This window comes from Gottfriedia sp. S16(2024) (genome assembly GCF_050473765.1).
GTDB lineage: Bacteria > Bacillota > Bacilli > Bacillales > Bacillaceae_G > Gottfriedia.
Genome location: NZ_JBFLUO010000001.1, coordinates 434,450 through 454,137, shown reverse-complemented (window position 1 = coordinate 454,137; position 19,688 = coordinate 434,450). Strand labels below are relative to the sequence as shown.

Annotated in this window: 21 protein-coding genes; 11 read left to right on the top strand and 10 right to left on the bottom strand. The window is 32.2% G+C overall.

The annotated features are described in order from the left end of the window. Positions 1-225 precede the first annotated feature (225 nt). Together AB1282_RS02420 and AB1282_RS02415 are read right to left on the bottom strand one after the other, a co-directional pair. A complete protein-coding gene (locus tag AB1282_RS02420) occupies positions 226-2,103 on the bottom strand; it encodes a vWA domain-containing protein (RefSeq protein ID WP_429898347.1) in 1,878 nt (625 codons plus the stop codon). Positions 2,104-2,122: 19 nt separating this feature from the next. Then, entirely contained in the window at positions 2,123-3,016 is an 894-nt protein-coding gene (locus tag AB1282_RS02415; protein ID WP_429898346.1) for an ATP-binding protein, read from the bottom strand. A 377-nt stretch (positions 3,017-3,393) separates the two neighbouring features. Here AB1282_RS02415 and pflB point away from each other — a divergent pair, with 377 nt between their 5' ends. From pflB to AB1282_RS02400, 3 genes are all read left to right on the top strand, one after another. Beyond that, on the top strand, positions 3,394-5,619 hold the full coding sequence (pflB, locus tag AB1282_RS02410) for a formate C-acetyltransferase (RefSeq protein WP_056468311.1): 2,226 nt from the start codon (positions 3,394-3,396) through the stop codon (positions 5,617-5,619). Between the two features lie 94 nt (positions 5,620-5,713). Then, a complete protein-coding gene (gene pflA / locus AB1282_RS02405; RefSeq protein WP_056468314.1) occupies positions 5,714-6,463 on the top strand; it encodes a pyruvate formate-lyase-activating protein in 750 nt (249 codons plus the stop codon). Positions 6,464-6,640: 177 nt separating this feature from the next. Next, on the top strand, positions 6,641-6,820 hold the full coding sequence (locus AB1282_RS02400) for a hypothetical protein (RefSeq protein WP_056468317.1): 180 nt from the start codon (positions 6,641-6,643) through the stop codon (positions 6,818-6,820). Between the two features lie 96 nt (positions 6,821-6,916). Here AB1282_RS02400 and AB1282_RS02395 read toward each other — a convergent pair whose 3' ends face one another. The 4 genes from AB1282_RS02395 to AB1282_RS02380 all read right to left on the bottom strand — a co-directional run bounded on the left by AB1282_RS02395 (position 6,917) and on the right by AB1282_RS02380 (position 10,034). After that, positions 6,917-7,042, bottom strand: coding sequence for a YfhE family protein (locus tag AB1282_RS02395; RefSeq protein WP_156339631.1), 126 nt, complete (start codon positions 7,040-7,042; stop codon positions 6,917-6,919). Positions 7,043-7,110: 68 nt separating this feature from the next. Then, positions 7,111-7,671, bottom strand: coding sequence for a GNAT family N-acetyltransferase (locus AB1282_RS02390; RefSeq protein WP_056468319.1), 561 nt, complete (start codon positions 7,669-7,671; stop codon positions 7,111-7,113). Positions 7,672-7,988: 317 nt separating this feature from the next. Further along, positions 7,989-9,119, bottom strand: a complete 1,131-nt coding sequence (locus AB1282_RS02385; RefSeq protein WP_056468321.1) for an amidohydrolase — start codon at positions 9,117-9,119, stop codon at positions 7,989-7,991. Positions 9,120-9,137: 18 nt separating this feature from the next. Further along, a complete protein-coding gene (locus AB1282_RS02380; RefSeq protein ID WP_429898345.1) occupies positions 9,138-10,034 on the bottom strand; it encodes a TIGR01777 family oxidoreductase in 897 nt (298 codons plus the stop codon). Positions 10,035-10,113: 79 nt separating this feature from the next. Between AB1282_RS02380 and recX the strand changes: the two genes are divergently transcribed. Together recX and AB1282_RS02370 are read left to right on the top strand one after the other, a co-directional pair. Continuing rightward, positions 10,114-10,932 (top strand): recombination regulator RecX, encoded by an 819-nt coding sequence (gene recX / locus AB1282_RS02375; RefSeq protein ID WP_429898344.1) that lies wholly within the window; start codon positions 10,114-10,116, stop codon positions 10,930-10,932. 150 nt (positions 10,933-11,082) lie between these two features. After that, positions 11,083-11,406, top strand: a complete 324-nt coding sequence (locus AB1282_RS02370; protein WP_056468329.1) for a YfhH family protein — start codon at positions 11,083-11,085, stop codon at positions 11,404-11,406. Between the two features lie 17 nt (positions 11,407-11,423). Here the strand turns inward: AB1282_RS02370 and sspK are convergent, their stop codons facing one another. Next, entirely contained in the window at positions 11,424-11,579 is a 156-nt protein-coding gene (gene sspK, locus AB1282_RS02365; protein WP_082459389.1) for a small acid-soluble spore protein K, read from the bottom strand. Between the two features lie 123 nt (positions 11,580-11,702). Between sspK and AB1282_RS02360 the strand changes: the two genes are divergently transcribed. Further along, positions 11,703-11,981, top strand: coding sequence for a YfhJ family protein (locus AB1282_RS02360; RefSeq protein WP_056468333.1), 279 nt, complete (start codon positions 11,703-11,705; stop codon positions 11,979-11,981). 86 nt (positions 11,982-12,067) lie between these two features. On the opposite strand, the gene AB1282_RS02355 is transcribed toward AB1282_RS02360, so the two are convergent. Further along, positions 12,068-13,045: a metal-dependent hydrolase gene (locus AB1282_RS02355; protein ID WP_056468336.1), complete on the bottom strand. Its 978-nt coding sequence runs from the start codon at positions 13,043-13,045 to the stop codon at positions 12,068-12,070. An 86-nt stretch (positions 13,046-13,131) separates the two neighbouring features. On the opposite strand from AB1282_RS02355, the gene mutY reads away from it, so the two are divergent. Beyond that, the gene (mutY, locus tag AB1282_RS02350) at positions 13,132-14,226 is read left to right on the top strand and encodes an A/G-specific adenine glycosylase (protein ID WP_056468339.1); all 1,095 of its coding nucleotides are present in this window, start codon (positions 13,132-13,134) and stop codon (positions 14,224-14,226) included. Between the two features lie 52 nt (positions 14,227-14,278). Here mutY and AB1282_RS02345 read toward each other — a convergent pair whose 3' ends face one another. Beyond that, positions 14,279-14,503, bottom strand: a complete 225-nt coding sequence (locus tag AB1282_RS02345) for a hypothetical protein (RefSeq protein ID WP_056468341.1) — start codon at positions 14,501-14,503, stop codon at positions 14,279-14,281. 131 nt (positions 14,504-14,634) lie between these two features. Between AB1282_RS02345 and AB1282_RS02340 the strand changes: the two genes are divergently transcribed. The 4 genes from AB1282_RS02340 to AB1282_RS02325 all read left to right on the top strand — a co-directional run bounded on the left by AB1282_RS02340 (position 14,635) and on the right by AB1282_RS02325 (position 18,383). Then, positions 14,635-14,829 (top strand): gamma-type small acid-soluble spore protein, encoded by a 195-nt coding sequence (locus AB1282_RS02340; protein ID WP_056468344.1) that lies wholly within the window; start codon positions 14,635-14,637, stop codon positions 14,827-14,829. A 769-nt stretch (positions 14,830-15,598) separates the two neighbouring features. After that, positions 15,599-15,856: a YgaB family protein gene (locus tag AB1282_RS02335; protein ID WP_025671838.1), complete on the top strand. Its 258-nt coding sequence runs from the start codon at positions 15,599-15,601 to the stop codon at positions 15,854-15,856. Between the two features lie 131 nt (positions 15,857-15,987). Further along, positions 15,988-16,518, top strand: coding sequence for a nucleoside tri-diphosphate phosphatase (gene ntdP, locus AB1282_RS02330; RefSeq protein WP_025671837.1), 531 nt, complete (start codon positions 15,988-15,990; stop codon positions 16,516-16,518). Between the two features lie 104 nt (positions 16,519-16,622). Next, on the top strand, positions 16,623-18,383 hold the full coding sequence (locus AB1282_RS02325; RefSeq protein WP_429898343.1) for an ABC transporter ATP-binding protein: 1,761 nt from the start codon (positions 16,623-16,625) through the stop codon (positions 18,381-18,383). Positions 18,384-18,570: 187 nt separating this feature from the next. Here AB1282_RS02325 and AB1282_RS02320 read toward each other — a convergent pair whose 3' ends face one another. Then, the gene (locus AB1282_RS02320; RefSeq protein ID WP_056468348.1) at positions 18,571-19,668 is read right to left on the bottom strand and encodes an FUSC family protein; all 1,098 of its coding nucleotides are present in this window, start codon (positions 19,666-19,668) and stop codon (positions 18,571-18,573) included. Positions 19,669-19,688 lie beyond the last annotated feature (20 nt).

The following is a 19,688-nucleotide window of genomic DNA, read 5'->3' as shown; positions in this document are numbered from 1 at the left end:
ATCCCCCTTAAATACAAACAAACTAGCGGTCATTCACTAGCTTTTCTTTAAATATGCATCTCTCTAAGTCGTCAAAATTTATCGTACTCCGTTTAATTTTAAAAATCAATAGGAAATACGATTTCGTTATGTAAATCCGTTCGACAAAATATTTTAACTTCCTATAAAATAAAAAGAAATAGGTTACTAGTAAACCTATTTCATTTCATTTTATGGACAACTATCTTATTCTATGCTTCTTAATAATAATTTTTTAAGCATTGGTTTTAATTGAAGTCTTAAATCTTCTGCATTTGAGGCGATTAAGTAATGGTGTTGATAAATATTTTTCATTAATTGTGAAGTTTCTTCTTGATGTTCTTCTTCTTCAATGAAAGTACCGATTACTTCAATTCCAAGTTTTCTAGCTTGCTTAACTGCTTCGTGCGTATCGATAATCCCATCCTGGAAATAATCTAATGCTGAAGGTTCGCCATCTGTAAACACGAGCAAAAATTTGTGCTTTTCTGTGCGTTTAGCGAGTTCTTCTGAAACAATTCGAATCATTAAGCCGTCACGATTGTCCTCTTCTTCTTGAAGTTGCATGATATTTGGACCTACTGAAGGTGATAAAGAGCTTGAAAAAGGAATGACTCGATGTAAAATATTTGGTTTATTTTCTTTTGTAGCATTTGAAGCATCTTCCCAAAAGCCACTAATGCTATGGGGGATTTTTAATTGTTTTAATGTTTCATGGAATAAAATGACGCTTTTTTTCACTTCATCCATTTTATTAAACATCGATCCAGAGCAATCAACTAATAAATAAAAGACAGCATCTAATTCTTTGGATTCAGTTTGTTTTTTATAAAACATTTTAGGATTTTCTTCTGTGAAAAGTCGAACCCATTTTTTATTTAACTTACCATAGAATTTATCAGTCGGTGCATTTTGTTTATTTTGTAATGATTTTTCAATTGTTTTTCTTAGTTCTTTAACATCTTTTGATACCATTGAAGACAATGTAGAATACTGTTTCTTTTCAGTAACTGTTTGCCCAATTGCTTCTTTATATTTAATCGAAACATTACTATTGTATTTACCAAAAGGATTTTGCTGTGAAGAGGATGAATTTGTAGCCTCATGTGAATCAGTTTGTTTTGACTTTTTATTCTCTCCTTGTTTGGAGGAACCGAATGCATTTGCAATTGCCTGATCGCCGGCCTCTTCTTCTCGTGCAAAATTTGCTTTAATAGAAGTTTTTGTACCACTTTCAACTTCAAATCGTAAAAAATTGTCATCTGTTTCATTATTTTTACTTTCTCTATGCCAGGTTGATAATCTTTCATTTTCGCTATTTCTTTCATCAAGACCTTCTTGCTGGTCGTCATTTTGAAGCTCTTTTACCTTACTATTACAAGAAGTTAATTCATTAATTTTATTTAACGGTAAATAGCCAAAGTATGTGTGAATCATATCTTCCTTATACAGTGAGAGTAATCTCTGCTGCACTCTAAATACAATAGAAGCAATATCACTTGTTTTCTTAGCTTCAAACGCTTGAAAGAGGATGGGTAAAATATCCTCGAGTTGTTCATTCGTTTGATAAGTTAATTGAGTTGAAGTAAGTGAAAGATAAATTAAACAAAACAATTGATCTAATTGGAAATTACGCATTTCATTTGCTTTAAATTGTGATTGAAAATAATGTCTATATATTTTTTTTCTCGTAGAAAATAATTGTCTTGTACCTGGTCTTTGATGAATAATCAACTCTTCAAGTCGGATATCCTCTAGAAGGACAAATAATTGTGTGAAAAAACTTTTCAAATGAGTTTCTTGCAATTCCTTTAGTGTATCTTTGAATTCACTAAAATCTGAGTAATGTTTATTACCTAAAGCTTTTAAGTACACATCTGATTTCAAACCTTGTAACTGTGTACTATGCTCTTGTGTATCCCAAAAATGACTTACAGTAAATTTTTGTTCTTCATCGTCGTAATACGCCTGAAAATCAAATTCTAAAAATGAATTACGATCTTTCGAAAGAGAAATCGATAAATTTTCCATTTGAAGAAAAGTGGAAGCGTCGATTTTTTTATTGTTAAAAATGATTTGTTTCATATATTAATCATCACTCATTTCAAGAAAGAAAATAACTTTCAGCTAGTTCTCTAACAGTTTCACGCTCAATATCATCACTTAATTTAGCGATAATTGTACGTTCAATTGCTCGAAGTACTGGTATATGAACAGATAAATCACATGCGTCAAGTACACCACGAATACTTGCTGCATCCTCACTAATTCTGCCTTCACTTGATAATGGTATTAAATCACTTGAAAAGCTTGTGAATTTCTTAAGTAGTTCTTCATCTTTAAGCTCAGATTCATCTTTTAATAACTGAAGTAATGATTCCCCGTTAATGTATGGAACATCTATAATAATGAAGCGATTTTTTAAAGCTTCATTTAATTCGCTAGTTCCTACATATCCTTCATTAATTGCTGCGATTACTCTAAAGTCTTCGTCACCTTTTACTACTTCTTGAGTAAATGGATTTGTAATCATTTTACGATAATCAAGCGCACCATGTAGTAATGGTAATGTTTCTGGTTTAGCCATGTTAATTTCATCGATATATAAAATATGACCTTTCTTCATTGCTTTCATTAAAGGTCCATCGATGAATATTACTTCAGAACCGTGTGTATTAGAAGCAATTGTGTTGTAACCAACAATACCTTCTAAATCTAAATCGACTGAGCAATTTATGCTATGCATTGGTTGATAAAACAATTTTGAAAGAGTCTCAGCTAAAACCGTTTTACCACTTCCTGTTGGACCTTTTAATAATATATTTTTACCAAGTAGAAGGGCAGTAATAGCATCTTCTAAAATCGTTTTGTCTTGAGAAACATATTGCTTTGTTCCGATTAATAATTGCTCTTCTTTTAGAACTTTTTGAATTTGTTCATTATATATTAAATTTAATTTTTCATTAATCGAACTAGAAAGATTTAGTTTTGTATTCATAAATTACTCCTTTAAATAAACATTGTTCAATTTCGGTTTTGTATTAACCATAGTATTAGCACATATCCGGATTGTGATTGTCTTGTCCATATTTTTCAGTGAATTTGCTAATACAGTTTCTATCTTTTGAGTATAACAGTTTGTTGTTTAACAGGAAAGTTTTCAGAGCGAATTACTATATATATGAAGCAACTGTAATTTAGTGGAAAGAATTAGGTGTTAATATTATTAACATCAAAACTACTTTGTTCAACATTTCACAATATGTTCATAATATAAGTGAAAGTTTCAGTTCATCGTATGATAAATTATATACGTAATCTGTTATATACCTAATTAGCTTTCTGTATTATATACAGAAGAGGAGGAGTAATACGATGGAACAATGGAGACAATTTGAAACTGGACGATGGGAAAAATCGATTGATGTAAGAGACTTTATTCAAAAAAATGTTAATTCTTATGTTGGGGATGAATCTTTTCTTGTTGGTCCAACTGAAGCAACTAGCAAACTTTGGGATTTAGTACTTAAGTTATCTAAGGAAGAACGCCAAAAGGGCGGAGTTTTAGATATGGATACGAAAATTGTATCTACGATCACTTCACACGAACCAGGTTACTTAGAAAAAGAATTAGAGCAAATTGTTGGATTCCAAACGGATAAACCTTTTAAAAGATCATTACAACCATTTGGTGGAATTCGAATGGCTGAAGCATCATGTGAATCTTATGGATATAAAGTTGATGAAGAAATAAGCAAAATATTTACAGAATATCGAAAAACTCATAATCAAGGCGTATTTGATGCTTATACTGCAGAAATGAAAGCAGCAAGGCGTTCAGGTGTTATTACTGGTCTACCTGATGCATATGGTCGTGGAAGAATTATAGGTGACTATAGAAGAGTAGCTCTATATGGCGTCGATCGACTAATTAAAGATAAAATTGATACATTAAATAAAATGACAAGTGTAATGACAGAAGAAGTAATACGAGATCGTGAAGAACTAAATGAACAAATTCGCGCATTAAATGAATTAAAACAAATGGCTGCAAAACATGGATTTGATATTTCTGGGTCGGCAACAAATGCAAAAGAAGCTTTCCAGTGGTTATATTTTGGATATTTAGCAGCTATAAAAGAGCAAAATGGGGCGGCGATGAGTTTAGGTCGAGTTTCAACATTTTTAGATATTTATATTGAACGCGATATTGAAGAGAATACTTTAACCGAACAAGAAGCACAAGAATTAGTCGATCATTTTGTAATGAAACTACGATTAGTTATGTTTGCTCGTACCCCTGATTATAATGAATTATTTTCTGGCGATCCTACTTGGGTAACAGAGTCAATTGGTGGAATAGGAATAGATGGTCGTCCACTAGTAACGAAAAACTCATTCCGCTTTTTAAATACTTTAGATAATCTAGGACCTGCTCCAGAACCTAACTTAACAGTACTTTGGTCAGAAAAACTACCAGTCGGATTTAAACAATATTGCGCTAAAATGTCCATTAAAACTAGCTCAATTCAGTATGAAAATGATGATATCATGCGTCCGGAATATGGTGATGATTATGGTATTGCATGTTGCGTATCCGCTATGACAATCGGTAAACAAATGCAATTCTTTGGTGCACGTGCAAATCTTGCGAAAGCATTATTATATGCAATTAACGGTGGTAAAGACGAAAAGTCAAAAGCTCAAGTAGCACCTATGTATGCTCCGATTACATCTGAGTATCTTGACTATGAAGAAGTGAAAATGAAGTTTGACGTTTTATTAGATTGGTTAGCAGGATTATATGTTAATACATTAAATTGTATCCACTTTATGCATGATAAATATAGCTATGAACGAATAGAGATGGCGTTACATGATGCAAATATAAAACGTACAATGGCAACAGGTATTGCAGGATTGTCAGTATGTGCTGATTCATTATCAGCAATTAAGCATGCAAAAGTTAAAACAATCCGCGATGAAAATGGAATTGTTGTTGATTTTGAAATTGAAGGAGACTATCCAAAATACGGTAACAACAATGATCTCGTAGATGATATTGCAGTAGAACTTGTTGAAAGCTTTATGGCAAAAGTAAGAAAGCATAAAACATATCGTAATTCAATCCATACAACATCAGTGCTAACGATTACGTCTAATGTTGTTTATGGTAAAAAGACAGGTAATACACCAGACGGTAGAAAAGCAGGTGAACCATTTGCTCCTGGTGCTAATCCTTTACATGGACGCGATACAAATGGAGCTCTAGCATCATTAAGTTCTGTAGCGAAATTACCTTACGAAGATGCACAAGATGGAATTTCAAATACTTTCTCAATCGTTCCGAAAGCTTTAGGAAAAGACGAGAGTACACAAATATTAAACTTAGTAGCAATGTTAGATGGATATACAGTAAAAGGTGGTCATCACTTAAACGTAAATGTATTCAATCGAGAAACATTAATGGATGCGATGGAACATCCTGAAGAATATCCGCAATTAACGATTAGAGTTTCGGGTTATGCAGTTAACTTCATAAAACTAACTAGGGAACAACAAATTGACGTTATAAATAGAACTTTCCACGGTTCTATGTAAAAATCCCAGTAATTAAAGCCTAGTGGGGGACATGCTTCACTAGGCTTTAATATTTTTACTAATCAGGAAAAAAACAGTTAAAAGGAGAATGACAATGATTTCAGGAAATATACATTCAATTGAAACTTGTGGAACTGTCGATGGACCAGGTCTTAGATATGTAATCTTTACGCAAGGATGTTTATTAAGATGTCAATATTGTCATAACGCAGATACGTGGAAAATTGGCGCAGGTAAAGAAATGTCAGTTGATCAATTAATGAAGGATATCAAGACGTATAATCCATTTATGAGATCATCTGGAGGTGGCGTTACGGTTAGTGGTGGAGAACCATTATTACAATTAGACTTTCTATTAGAACTTTTTAAATCTTGTAGAAAAAATGGGATTCATACAACAATTGATACATCTGGTGGATGTTTCAGTACTGATCAAAATTTTCTTTTAAAATTAGACGAAGTTTTAGAATACACTGATTTAGTATTATTAGATTTAAAGCATTTTGACGAAAAAAAACATATAAAACTTACGGGAAAATCAAATGAGCAGATTAAAATTTTTGCTAAATATTTGAGCGAGAAAAATATCCCGGTTTGGATAAGACATGTCTTAGTTCCTGGAATCACCGACTCAGAAGATGATTTAATAAAACTAGGTGGTTTTATTAACACTTTAGGTAACGTGGAAAAAGTAGAAATTTTACCATATCATCAATTAGGAGTCTATAAATGGGAAGCATTAGGATTAAAATATCCCTTAAAAGATATTCAACCACCTTCAAATGAAAGTGTTAATCATGCTTATCAACTATTAACTCAAAAGAAAGAATTACAAACTTGTTAATAAAACGAATTACTTTGAACTGTCCTTTAAATGTTAGTAGGCGTCTAACATTTAAAGGACAGTTTATTTTAATAGCTTTTTATTATTATTTAGACGATTGACTAAAATAAATTTGAGGTTAGTGAATATAATGAAAAATAGTTATTTATAGTTTCTTATTTTAAAGGGTGAATTTTTATGAAGGAGTTTCGATTTTCGTGGTATGTTTTACTAGATGAACAGAATGGTATCGAAGGGGGATCTTTTGTTCGAGGAGAAAAAATTGAAGATGAAATACATCGAATAAAAGAAAAACTTAGTAAGGAATATTATGTTAGACCGTCTTCGGTTTATATTTTTGAATCAAGTGAAATTTAATTAAGATATTGTAAATTTTTAAAGATGTTTTTATTCGTTAAAAAGTTATTCTAGAAAAACAAAAAAGGCTTCCTAAGAAAGCCTTTTTGAATAAAATTATTTGCCTACTCCATTAAAATTAGTATAACCTGCAGCACGATCAGCTCTCTTAAATTCCTTTGCATATAATACTTCTTGAGTAGAACTTAAATTACGTCTCGTTTTATCTTTTCGTTTATCCACAAAAAACACCTCGCTAAGTTATAAAATCCTTAGTAAGTCTCTCCATTTTTTGTGGCTGATATACTAAATTATGCTTCTTTTAAATGCGTAACTTCATGTTGTTGGTAATCTTCACGCATTGTATGCAATAAATAATTGTCTTTAGTGATTTCAAATAAATCGTAAATTTCTTCATTTTGATTAATTTCATCATATAAACATTTACGTGATTCATTTGCTAGTGATGCGTATGGTAGTTTACTTGCAGCATAAAAAGAACGTTTATTAACTTTACGAATACGCATAAATATAGAGTTTATTCCTAAATCGTGAAATAACTCATGGAAGAAAGCGTCTTTTGCTGGTTTGTTATAACCCATTCCGTGAAAAGGTTTGCCTAACCAAGTTCCTAAAAAGCCAAATCCATCTTCAATATCATGTAAAGAAATGTTACCAATAGGGTTACCCCACTCATCTAAGATAGTTCTTGATATCATTTTTCCTTGTTCTTCTAGCTCGATTGCCTGCTTTGTGATAAAAAGAAATTCTTCGTACGAATTTGCTTTATGACGCACAAAGGGAAAGACATCAGGATGCACCATAAGTTCAAAAAGTACAGAACAATCTTGTAAATCTCGCTGTTTCAGCATCTCTACTCCTCCTCATTATAAGGGTAGCGAAAGAAGGTTACGCCACCCGCGAAATTTTTGTGAGGACTAAACAATAAAATTTAAAGTCCTGTGAAGTGCATTAACTATGAATAAATTAAGAATAATTTTTTTATGCACCCTAAAATTTCGGGGTGGGAATCGAACCCACTAGGACCAGCGATTTACTGGTGGCTCACCATTTGCCTTTCCCGTTAAAATACTATATAAGAAAAGTGTTTTCACACTTTCTATTTAATTTACCGCAAACGTTCTTACTATACTATAATAAACGATTTTGTTCAAATTGCAAACTAAAATTATTCGATATTTTTATACACAATTCTACCATCTATGACAGTGAGTAATGGTTTAGCCATATAATGAAATGGGTGATGGGACCATAATACTACATCACCATCTTTGCCAATTTCTAAACTACCAATTCTATGAGATAAATTAAGGTTTTTTGCTGGATTAATCGTAATTGCTTTTAATGCTTCTAGCTCAGGTAAACCTTCTCGAACTGCGATAGCTGCACATACATTTAAATACTGAATTGGTGTATAAGGATGGTCAGTAGTAATAGAAACACTTACACCAATATCAGCAAGAGCTTTGTATGTAGTCCAGGATTTATTTTTTAATTCGATTTTTGAACGTCTAGTTAATGTAGGACCAACAGATACTTGAAGGTTTCGATCCTTTAGATGGTCAATAATTAAATGACCTTCCGTACAATGTTCAATTCGTATATCTAAGTTAAATTCTTCCCCAAAACGTATAGCTGATAAAATATCATCTGCACGATGAGCATGAATTCGTACTGGAATTTCTCTATTTAAAGCTTTAATAATTGGTAAAATTCGAAAGTCATCTGGGTTATGCGAGTTTTTAGCTTCATAGAATGCTTCACGAAGCATTCCCATAATACCCATTCTAGTAATTGATTCTTTATTCCCGTTACTGTGAGTTCTTTTTGGATTTTCACCAAAAGCGATTTTCAATCCAGACGGTTCTTGAATAATCATTTTATCGATACTTTTACCATATGTTTTAATTGTACAAGTTGTTCCACCAATTACATTTCCACTACCAGGCATGATATGAGCTGTTGTAATTCCATGTTGGATCGCATCAGTAAAAGCAACATCAAGTGGCAATATTCCATCCATTGATCGAATATGCGGAGTCAATACCTCAATTGTTTCATTCGCATCATTTCCAGCCCAACCTGTTCCTTCATCATATAGTCCTAAATGAGTGTGTACATCAATAAAACCTGGAAAAAGTGGTTTTCCAGCACATTCTATAACAATCGTTTGATCTTCAATCGAAAATATCTCAGGTGCAATTTCTTTAATTTTCCCATTTTCAATTAACAAGTCATGGTTATATAAAACTTGAGATGTAATTGGGAAAATGGTTGCATTTTTAAATAATAGATTCATGATAAATCCTTTCAAATACTAATTTAAAGTTAACAGTAAAGCTTCTTTTAAAGACGGGAATTGAAAGTTATAATTAGTTTGAAGGGCTCTAGAAGGCATAACTTTTTGACCTTCTAAAACTAGCATACTCATTTCACCTAGTAATAATTGAAGGGCAAAATTTGGAACTCTTACTTTATTTGGTCGATGTAAAGCCGCTGAAAGGGTTCTGCTAAACTCGTTCATTGTTACGGGATTAGGTGACACTAAGTTGATTGGCCCCCTAATTTCGGTATTTTTTATCGTATGAAGTATTAAGCCAACTACATCCTTCTCATGAATCCAAGAGATCCACTGGGTACCTTTTCCGATTGGACCACCAATAAACATTTTATAAGGCAAAATCATTTTTGGAAGTGCTCCACCATTTAATCCTAAAACAAGACCAAATCTGGCGAGAATAGTCCGAATTCCCAGTTCTTCAGCTTTTTTGGCAACAGTTTCCCATTCTCTTACAGTTGAAGCTAAAAAATCATCTGAAATAGGCTTGTCATGTTCATTAAAAGTTATTGACCCTGAGGTTCCATAAAACCCTATTGCGCTAGCATTAATAAAAAGGTTTGGACGATGGGCTTGTCTTTCAAACCATGTAATTAGAATATTTGTAGATTTTATACGACTTTGTAGAATTTTGTCTTTTATTTGTTTAGTCCACCTACCGCTGTTTATTGATTCACCAGCTAAGTTAATGACTATGTCAATGGACTCCCCAAAAGAATTCGAGGTTAATTGATCCCAATTAATATAAGTAATAAATGGATTAGATGATGTTCTTATATTTCTTGTGACAATATAACATTGAAATTCATGTCGAATAAATTCATTTATTAATTGAGATCCAATAAACCCTGTACCGCCTGTAAGAAGAATCTTCATCCACGCATCTCCTTAATTCATAATATGATATTATAATTTTTATGTGTACATAAAAACAAAATTTCTTTTGAGGTAAATTATGTCTATAATTACGAAAATTCAAGTTCAAAAATTAAATAAAGAACGATTTAATATTTACACAGATAGTGGTAATGGTGAAGAGTACTCGTTTAGTGTAGACGCTGATACTCTTGTTAAATTTAACATACAAAAAGGGCAATCATTTGAGCCATTTGAACTAGAAGAGATATTAAATGCCGATCAACTTAGAAAGGCATATCTTTCTAGCATTGTTTATTTATCTAGAATGATGAGAACAAAAAAAGAAATAGAACAATATTTAACAAAGCAAGAATTCTTAATTGAAACAATACAAACTACAATTATTCGACTTGTAGAAGAAGGGTATATTAATGAAGAAAAATATGCTGAAAGCTATGTCCGTACGTCTATTAATACGACGTTGAAAGGACCTACAGTCATTAAGAATGAATTATTAGCAAAAGGTATTCATATTTCTGTAATAGAGAAAAGCTTAAATTTATTTTCAAAAGATAAACAAATTCAACATGCTATTTCACTATGCCAAAAAAAGGTTTCTGCACTTTCTAAGTACTCAACAAATCAAAAAAAGGCAAAGCTTGAAGAGCTGCTAAGAAGAAAAGGATATTCTACTAACATCACTTCGATTGCAATTGAAGAAACACATTATGAAAGTGAAGAGGATGATGAATTACAAGCTCTATTAATACATGCAAGAAAAGCGAAAAAGAAATATGAAAAATTTAGCGGCTGGGAATATAATCAAAAAATGAAAACAGTATTATTTCGAAAAGGCTTCCCAATTGATCTAATTGAAAAAGCGATTTTAATTTTAGAAGAGGAAGAACTAAATTAAATTGCTTGTAGTATGTGTAGACAAAGAACTAAAAACTTGTTTTTCAGACTGATTGCAAGCGTTTGTCGACAGTCTGAAACTAAATTTATTGGTTGTCTGTTATTAGCTTGATATAATAAATATATCTAAATGATTTCGAGGAGAATTAAAATGGAAATTCCAAAACGATATAGTGACTTAACGAAAGATGAATTAGTTCAAGAAATCAGCAATTTGAATCATCAAGCTAGAAAAGCTGAACAAATGGATATGATCAATGAACTTGAAGTTATACTTCGTAAAAAAACGATGGCTCAATCATACTTATTAGACGTAAGTCAATTTATTCCTGGCGAGCAATATGAATTAATTGAAGAACCTGGTGTATTATTTATGATCACATACATGAATGGGATTTTTGCTTGGGGCCATAAAAGCACTAGTGAAGAAGAAATAGGAATCCCAATTGCATTATTAAAGAAACCAGGGATGTAAAAACCCTGGTTAAATTTCTATTCATCACGATTACTTTTTGCCATACGATCTTGTGGATTTGTATTAATGCTCCCATTTGGACGGATAGAAGCATTTTGTGATTTGTAATCAATATTACCATCAATAGCCATATCATGCTTTTGTTTTGAAAAACGTTCGCTTTTTGTTGTCATTAAAAAAACCCCCTAGTGATTTGATTAAAACTAATTGATGAAATGAACCATCATCAATATGATGACCATTTTGGATTCAGATATGATGATAATAAATGTTTAAAAATTGGAAGGTGTAATAATATGGAGAAGTATTTAGAGCAATTAACTGAGCTATTACTTAAAGAAAATAGTCATTTAACATATTCACAAGCAAAAATTTGGGTTGAATGGCTATGGGAAGATTTTGAAGCAACTTATGCTAAGGCAGGAGAATATCATGGTGAACAAATGTCTAAAAAGGTTGTTCAACAATTTATTTTCCAATATGGAAAATATTTGCATGAAACAGATATCAAAATTGCGAAGCCACCTAGTTTAGAAATTTTAGAAACGAAAGAGAAGGATAATCTTCTTCATTAATTAAATAACCCTTAGCAAAAAAATGCTAAGGGTTATTTTTTGATTAGAGGATAAAACGAATGGATTTTCATTAAGTGATGCGTTTTTCAAGATTCCACTTTTAGTTTTTTCTGCAATTTTTTCTCACTAAAGATCCAGCCCGTGAATGAACTGATAATATTATGTTCGTAGTCGAATTTGACTACTGCAACAAATGGGTAGTATGTTTCGGTTCGATACCTTAGATCGATTAGTCTTAATTCTTTATGGTCATCATGTCCAATCAATTCCCAAATATAAACTGGTGAAAATGCCAGAAATGATTTAACGTTTTCATCCTTAAAGGCTGCTTTTACATCTTCAATTACTGGTAAGGGGATTCTTTTAAATACGTCGTGGATTTTAAAGATTCTTTTCTTTATTTTGCCAACGTAATGATGAGAATCTGTACTTGCTACAATATGATAATGAGTGTATTTTATAGAAGGTGAAACATAGACCCGTTTTACATCTGGTAATTTTTTTGTGACGGTCTGAATCACGATTTGTTTTTGTCGATATCTAAACGCATAGTAAAAAATCATAATGAAATAGAGCATGACACAGATCGGACCAGCTCTAAAATGAAAAATAACAAATGGAACTCCAACTAAATGGATTGCAAAAATAATTGGATCGAAAGTGTTGATAATGCCAAAAGCAATCCAGCGTTTTGAAAATGGCCTTAGTGCTTGAGTTCCATAGGCATTAAATAAATCAACGAATACGTGCACACTTACTGCCATGAAAGACCAAAATAAATAGAGTGCATAGTGATCTCTATGGTTAAATAATGTCATAAGCGCAGAAAGTGATAATGTCCATAAAATGACTGCAGGAATTGAATGCGTAATTCCACGATGATGTTTTAAATATTTTGCGTTATTTCTTAATTTTAATATCGTGTCACTGTCTGGTAATTGTGATCCAATGATTGTTGTTAATAAGAGTGAGTTTGTCAAATGTGGATCATGTAGGACAATTGGACTCAGGGTTGCTAATCCGCCAAGTGTAAATCCCATTACAAGATGAGTACCAGTATCCATTTAGTTCCTCCCTTTACTTACCCTTTTAATTTTTATAGTATTGACTATTAACAAAAACATATAGATGTTAGAGAAAGGTATAAGTTATGAATAATGATTTAAATAAGACATTAGAAGTTTTCCCCAAAAATGACTTTAAAAATAATTTAGTTAATTGGTTTTTAGCAGAACAGAGAGATTTACCTTGGAGAAAGAATAAAGACCCATATCGAGTATGGGTTTCAGAAATAATGCTTCAGCAAACACGTGTAGATACAGTAATCCCTTTTTATAATAAGTTTATGCAAAATTTCCCGACTATTGCTGACTTGGCGAATGCCGAGGATGAAAAAGTATTGAAAGCATGGGAAGGACTTGGGTATTATTCTAGAGCTAGAAATTTGCAATCTGCTGTACGAGAAGTCCATGAAGAGTATTCAGGGAAAGTACCAGATACACCGGAATTAATAAGCAAATTAAAAGGCGTAGGACCATATACTGCTGGAGCTATCCTTAGTATTGCATACGGTAAACCAGAGCCAGCGGTTGATGGGAATGTAATGAGGGTATTATCTAGAATACTAACAATTTGGGAGGACATTGGTGTTCCTAAAAACCGAAAAATTTTTGAACAAGCTGTAAGAGCTTTAATTAGTCATGAAGATCCATCTGCCTTTAATCAAGGTCTGATGGAATTAGGTGCATTAATATGTACACCAACAAATCCAGCATGTTTACTTTGTCCTGTGAGGGAACAATGTTTAGCGTTTGAAACTGGAGTTGTTACTGAGTTACCGATAAAAAGTAAAAAGAAAGCACCAAAACCAGTTAATTTAGCAGTAGGTGTCATTAAGAATAAAAATAATCAATATTTAATTCAACAAAGACCTTCTAGTGGATTACTTGCTAATATGTGGGAGTTTCCAACTGCTGAACTACAATCAACGTTGTTATCTAAAAGTGATACGCTTAGCTTTTTCTTAAATCAAGAATCTCAATTAGTAGTTGAAGGGTTATCATATCAATTTAATATTGAGCATGTTTTTTCACATCTTGTATGGAAAATGGAAGTTTATATTGGAGAAGCAGTAAATGAGGGTAGTTTATCAAGTAATCAGAAATGGGTAACATTAGATGAGTGTAAAGAGCTGCCGTTTCCAGTAGTGCATCAAAAGATTTATCAGCAAATCGAAAAGCTTTGAAACAAAAAGCCTCCAACAAGTGTTTGGAGGTTTTTGTGATTTGAGAGTCACTTTAGTCAATAGTAGGGCGGGTACCACTAGTCCAGTCTGCTTCATTTCTATGAAGACCACCGCGTGATTCAATTTCTTTTATTATTTCTTTTTGCATTGTGCTACCTTCAATATTTAAATAACCAGTTATTTGCTGAAATGAATGATGATAGTATTCCAACTCACTATCTTTCCACTGAGTTTTTGGAGTCATTGATAATTCTGAAAGATCTCTGCCAACGTACATAAATAAACCTCCTTATAATTTCTTCTCATAGTTTTCCACTCAACTGGTTCAATAAACAAAAAAATTAGTAAAGTTTTTTTACATAATAAACTGAATGATGGACATCATATTATTTGTGGAGGTGATAAATCATGAACAACAACAACAATCAATTCAATGCTGGAAAAACAGCATCTGGAACTAACATTGGAAAAGTTAAACAACAAAACCAAAGTTTTGGACAAGAGTTTTCAAGTGAAACTGATGTTCAAGCTGTAAGAGAAGCAAATGCACAATCTGCACAAAAATCTGCTTCTAAAAACTTTGGACAACAAAACCAACAATAATCCTTTAAAGAGGAATTACTAGAAGTGCGCTGTTGATGAGGAGATCGTAAGTAAAGTCTTACTTTCTAAAAATCATCTTCCTGTCTGATGAGAGATCATGCAGTCTAGTTGTTATAAAGAACGTTCAAAAAGAGCACCCTTATATTGAGGGTGCTCTTTTCATATTGTTGAAAAATAAAAGGTAAATGGTCAAACGTATAGTAAGCGAATCTTATTGATAATATAATTCTTCTTTTATGCTCTAATATTTTTTTTATTGTTAGTATATTTGAGCGGTTTTATAATTTTTAAGAGCATTTAGAAAAACAATTTCAAAAAATTATAATACGTTGATGTTCGACCTTAATTCACCTTTAAACTGATTTACAAGTTGTAATAAAACTCTAAGTAAAGGATATTAAATTAGGTTTTTAGAGTAACCATTTTTATGATGAATAGTTGATTGGAACGAAGGGGTGCTCGACTCCTATGGGATAAGTGGGAAGGCTGAGACCCCGGAGGCTCGCCGAGGAGGCTTAGGTCTCGCCCCATGGAAAGCGAGCACCCTGTAGTGGAAATCAACCTCATTAAACTCCTTTTACGAAAATTTGGTAATTAATTGATAAGGATGTTTTTCAACAGCATGAAAAGAGTAATTTAAATCCAACATTTTAAATCCACATAGAATTATTAATTTCTTCTCAATAGTCAAATATCGTCAAATGTAGTCAAAGGGATTATGTTAGTTTTCAAGAAATAGTGTAATAATGAAATAAGGATGGTGAATGGTATGCAAGTATTCGATGAATTGGTAAGTCGTCAGCTTGAAACAATGGATCAGTTAATAAAGATTCAAGAAGAAATTGAACGTTGTCAAGAAATTGAAAACCAACTATTTGAATTAGAGGATTTATCAAAATTGTCTTCTATCCAAGATGAGATACATATAATGAGATCTGAATTAAAAGCTATCCAAGACACCTTTTTAATACAAACACAGCAAATTATTAAATCTTTCTCAGATGAGAGAAAAATTGCATTAAAATAAAAAAAACAATGGGGCATTTTACCAAATTAATCTCCCTTTTGTTTAAAAATGGATAAGAACTAGTTATAATAGAAGTGTAAAGTATAAATAAAGTGTTGAAATGCGTCCACACTAGAAAGAAGGGAGAAACAATGAACGTTCCCAAACCAGGAGAAAAAATACAGATACATAGTTACAAACATAATGGACATATTCATCGTATATGGGAAGAGACAACCATTTTAAAAGGGACGCAGCAGTTAGTAATTGGCGCAAATGATCGCACGCTTGTAACTGAATCGGACGGTAGAACATGGGTTACACGAGAGCCAGCAATTTGTTACTTTGATATGGATTATTGGTTTAATGTCATTGGAATGATTAGAGAAGATGGAGTTTATTATTACTGTAATATTAGCTCACCATTCGTCTATGAAGATGGTGCCATTAAGTATATTGACTATGATCTAGATATTAAGGTTTTTCCAGATATGACTTACGTGCTGTTAGATGAAGATGAATATGAGAATCATCGACAAATAATGAATTATCCTCCTATTATTGACCCAATCTTAAAAAAGAACTTAGGTTATTTAAAGGAATTAATTCATCAACGAAAAGGGCCGTTTGCTACCGATTTTATTGATAATTGGTATGAACGATTCTTAATGTATCGTGATTAATCGAAACTGTTGAGCGGACTTAGTCTTTTGAGAATCAATCATCTCAAAAAGATAAATTCTTGTGCTCAACAGTTTCTTTTTGAATGATATGAAAGGATGAAAATATGGGAAGTATTAAACGTTATTTAAAATTTGTTAAACCATATCGATTTCATATTTTTTTAACGATTGCGATCGGGATCATTAAATTTGGAATCCCATTGATATTACCGTTTTTATTAAAATATGTAGTAGATAACATCATTAATTCATCATTACCAATTGCAACTAAAAGTTCACATCTTATCTATATCATGCTAATTGCATTTGGAATATTTGTTATTGTAAGACCACCTATAGAGTATTTCAGACAGTATTATGCTCAATATATCGGTAGTCGAATTTTATTTGATATTAGGGATCATTTATTTAAACATTTACAAAAACTTAGCTTAAGATATTATGCTAATGCTAAGACGGGTGAAGTCATTTCACGAGTAATAAATGATGTTGAATCGACAAAAGACTTTGTTATTACTGGGTTAATGAATGTTTGGTTAGATTTAATTACAATCTTAATTACAGTTACAATCATGTTAACAATGGATGTAAAGTTAACGCTTGTATCACTAATCGTATTACCGTTTTATACATTAGCAGTAAAGTACTTTTTCGGTCGACTTCGTTTCTTGACTCGTCAAAGATCTCAAGCTTTAGCTGTTTTACAAGGGTTCTTAACAGAAAGAATTCAAGGGATGCAAGTAACACGAAGTTTTGCATTGGAAGATTATGAAAGCGGACTATTCAAAGAAAAAAACGGTGAGTTTTTAGATCGTGCTCTTAAACATACAGGCTGGAATGCAAGGACATTTACAATCATTAATACATTAACTGATATTGGTCCTTTATTAATTATCGGTTTTTCTGCTTATCAAGTTATTCATGGTCATTTAACGCTTGGTGAGATGGTTGCATTCGTTGGGTATATTGATCGTTTATATGATCCACTTAGAAGATTAGCGAATTCTTCAACGGCGTTAACTCAATCGTTTGCTTCGATGGATCGTGTCTTTGAATTAATGGATGAAAAATATGACATCGTTAATCGCGATAATCCAATCAATGCCAAAAAGTTAGATGGTCAAATCCACTTTAATCAAGTATCGTTTCAATATAATGATGTTGACGATGAGGTCATTCAAGATGTAACGTTCCAAATTGAGCCTGGTCAAAAAATTGCATTAGTTGGATCGAGTGGTGGAGGAAAGTCTTCATTAGTTAGTTTAATACCACGTTTTTATGACGTAACAAAAGGGTCTATTAAAATTGATGGTGTTGATATAAGGGACTATGATTTGAAAAGCATGCGTGAAAAAATCGGTATTGTTTTACAAGACAATTTTCTATTTAGTGATACTGTAAAATCGAATATTCGTTATGGGAATCCGAGCGCTAGTGAAGAAGAAATTATTGCGGCTGCCAAAGCAGCAAATGCACATGATTTTATCATGAGTTTACCAGATGGGTACGATACGCTTGTTGGGGAAAGAGGAGTAAAGCTTTCTGGCGGTCAAAAACAACGTGTAGCAATTGCCCGTGTATTTTTAAGAAATCCTTCTATTCTAATATTTGACGAGGCTACTTCAGCTCTTGATTTAGAAAATGAAAGGTATATTCAAGACGCGATTCATGAACTAGCAATGAACCGTACAACAATATTTATTGCACATAGATTATCTACCATTACACATGTAGATAAAATCGTTTATATTGATCAAGGTCAAATTGTCGAAATTGGTTCTCATGAGGAATTAATGGCTAAAAAAAAGGCTTACTATCATTTGTTTGAAATTCAAAATTTAGAGATTAGTTCGAGTTCGGTATAAAAGATTAGCACAAAGAAATTAGTTTCTTTGTGCTTTTTTATTACTTTCAAATCGATCTGGAAATGGATAAAAATCGGTTAATTATCTATGGCAAGGATTGAAAAAAGCAACAACCATATAAAGAATGCGGTCGAGATACCCCATTTACAAACACTCAAAACAAAAAGCCTCCGCAATTCGGAGGCTTTTACATTGTTTCAGCCTGTTCAACTTGAACTTGGTATTCTTTGTGATAAGTTTGATGGCTATCAACGAGTGTATTTAAATGCTCAACATTTTCGCTATATTCTAAAATGGCAGATACTACTTGGAATAAATGTAACCATGTTTTTTGTTTTTCTTCGTCATTAATATCATGGTGGTCCAAGAATGCCTTTGTTAATTTATCTTTTATTATATTTTCTTCTCTGTGAAGTGGAGCAGTTTGATCAAAGTTTACTTTGCCGATTAATTTCATTAAAGCATGTTCATGAAATTGAGTTAAACATGTTAATTCATTTTTTACTAAATCTTGGAATTCTTTCGGAGATGCGTTAATTTCATATTCTAATCGGTTTAAAGCTTTTAACGTATCAAATGCGTTATCGGCTGTGACAAGCATTTGTCTAAACAATACGATTTTACGAGCTTTTTCATGCTCTTTTTTCTTACGACCAACAAGAATGATTCGGTCTTCTTTGTATAAGCGATATATTTTCGTAACATTTCTCATGATTTCTTTTAATTGATAAATTTCATCTTTTAAACCATTATGGCTAACAGTTTTGTGTAGAGCCATCATCATTAGTTTATTTGTTTGTTCAGTAATCGAAATCATGCCACGAGATAATTTTTTTTCATAATTTGGAGGCATTAAGAAAATATTTACAAATGATGCAGCTAAGACACCAATCGTTACTGCCAAAATACGATCGAAAGTAAAAATGGCAAAGTGTTCGGTACTTGTACTTACCTCCATAATAACGACTACAGTAACTAATGTTGTAGCAATTGTATTTTCGAGTTTTAGTTTTAATGTAATTATAATCACTAGAATACATGTAAATCCGATAATTACTGGATTATTCCCTAGAGTAATCACTGCGATAATTGCCAGTATCGCACCAATCAAGTTAGCCTGAAGTTGTTCAATTAACGATTTATATGATTGGTTTACTGATGATTTTAATGCCGAAATAGCAGAGATACCTGCAATTGAAGCTGTAGATAAATCAAAAAACATCGCGCTATAAATGGCGAGCGTAATAGCTATACCAGTTTTTAGAACACGCGCTCCTAATCTCATTGTATTACTCCTTTTTGTTT

Bases quoted from the DNA above. Each gene is read 5' to 3' on its own strand.
- AB1282_RS02415 (WP_429898346.1), bottom strand. From the start codon at position 3,016: ATGAATACAAAACTAAATCTTTCTAGTTCGATTAATGAAAAATTAAAT.
- AB1282_RS02390 (WP_056468319.1), bottom strand. From the start codon at position 7,671: ATGCTGAAACAGCGAGATTTACAAGATTGTTCTGTACTTTTTGAACTT.
- AB1282_RS02380 (WP_429898345.1), bottom strand. From the start codon at position 10,034: ATGAAGATTCTTCTTACAGGCGGTACAGGGTTTATTGGATCTCAATTA.
- AB1282_RS02355 (WP_056468336.1), bottom strand. From the start codon at position 13,045: ATGGATACTGGTACTCATCTTGTAATGGGATTTACACTTGGCGGATTA.
- AB1282_RS02340 (WP_056468344.1), top strand. From the start codon at position 14,635: ATGAACAACAACAACAATCAATTCAATGCTGGAAAAACAGCATCTGGA.
- AB1282_RS02345 (WP_056468341.1), bottom strand. From the start codon at position 14,503: ATGTACGTTGGCAGAGATCTTTCAGAATTATCAATGACTCCAAAAACT.
- sspK (WP_082459389.1), bottom strand. From the start codon at position 11,579: ATGACAACAAAAAGCGAACGTTTTTCAAAACAAAAGCATGATATGGCT.
- recX (WP_429898344.1), top strand. From the start codon at position 10,114: ATGTCTATAATTACGAAAATTCAAGTTCAAAAATTAAATAAAGAACGA.
- AB1282_RS02360 (WP_056468333.1), top strand. From the start codon at position 11,703: ATGGAGAAGTATTTAGAGCAATTAACTGAGCTATTACTTAAAGAAAAT.
- AB1282_RS02385 (WP_056468321.1), bottom strand. From the start codon at position 9,119: ATGAATCTATTATTTAAAAATGCAACCATTTTCCCAATTACATCTCAA.
- AB1282_RS02400 (WP_056468317.1), top strand. From the start codon at position 6,641: ATGAAGGAGTTTCGATTTTCGTGGTATGTTTTACTAGATGAACAGAAT.
- mutY (WP_056468339.1), top strand. From the start codon at position 13,132: ATGAATAATGATTTAAATAAGACATTAGAAGTTTTCCCCAAAAATGAC.
- AB1282_RS02370 (WP_056468329.1), top strand. From the start codon at position 11,083: ATGGAAATTCCAAAACGATATAGTGACTTAACGAAAGATGAATTAGTT.
- ntdP (WP_025671837.1), top strand. From the start codon at position 15,988: ATGAACGTTCCCAAACCAGGAGAAAAAATACAGATACATAGTTACAAA.
- AB1282_RS02335 (WP_025671838.1), top strand. From the start codon at position 15,599: ATGCAAGTATTCGATGAATTGGTAAGTCGTCAGCTTGAAACAATGGAT.
- pflB (WP_056468311.1), top strand. From the start codon at position 3,394: ATGGAACAATGGAGACAATTTGAAACTGGACGATGGGAAAAATCGATT.
- pflA (WP_056468314.1), top strand. From the start codon at position 5,714: ATGATTTCAGGAAATATACATTCAATTGAAACTTGTGGAACTGTCGAT.
- AB1282_RS02325 (WP_429898343.1), top strand. From the start codon at position 16,623: ATGGGAAGTATTAAACGTTATTTAAAATTTGTTAAACCATATCGATTT.
- AB1282_RS02320 (WP_056468348.1), bottom strand. From the start codon at position 19,668: ATGAGATTAGGAGCGCGTGTTCTAAAAACTGGTATAGCTATTACGCTC.
- AB1282_RS02420 (WP_429898347.1), bottom strand. From the start codon at position 2,103: ATGAAACAAATCATTTTTAACAATAAAAAAATCGACGCTTCCACTTTT.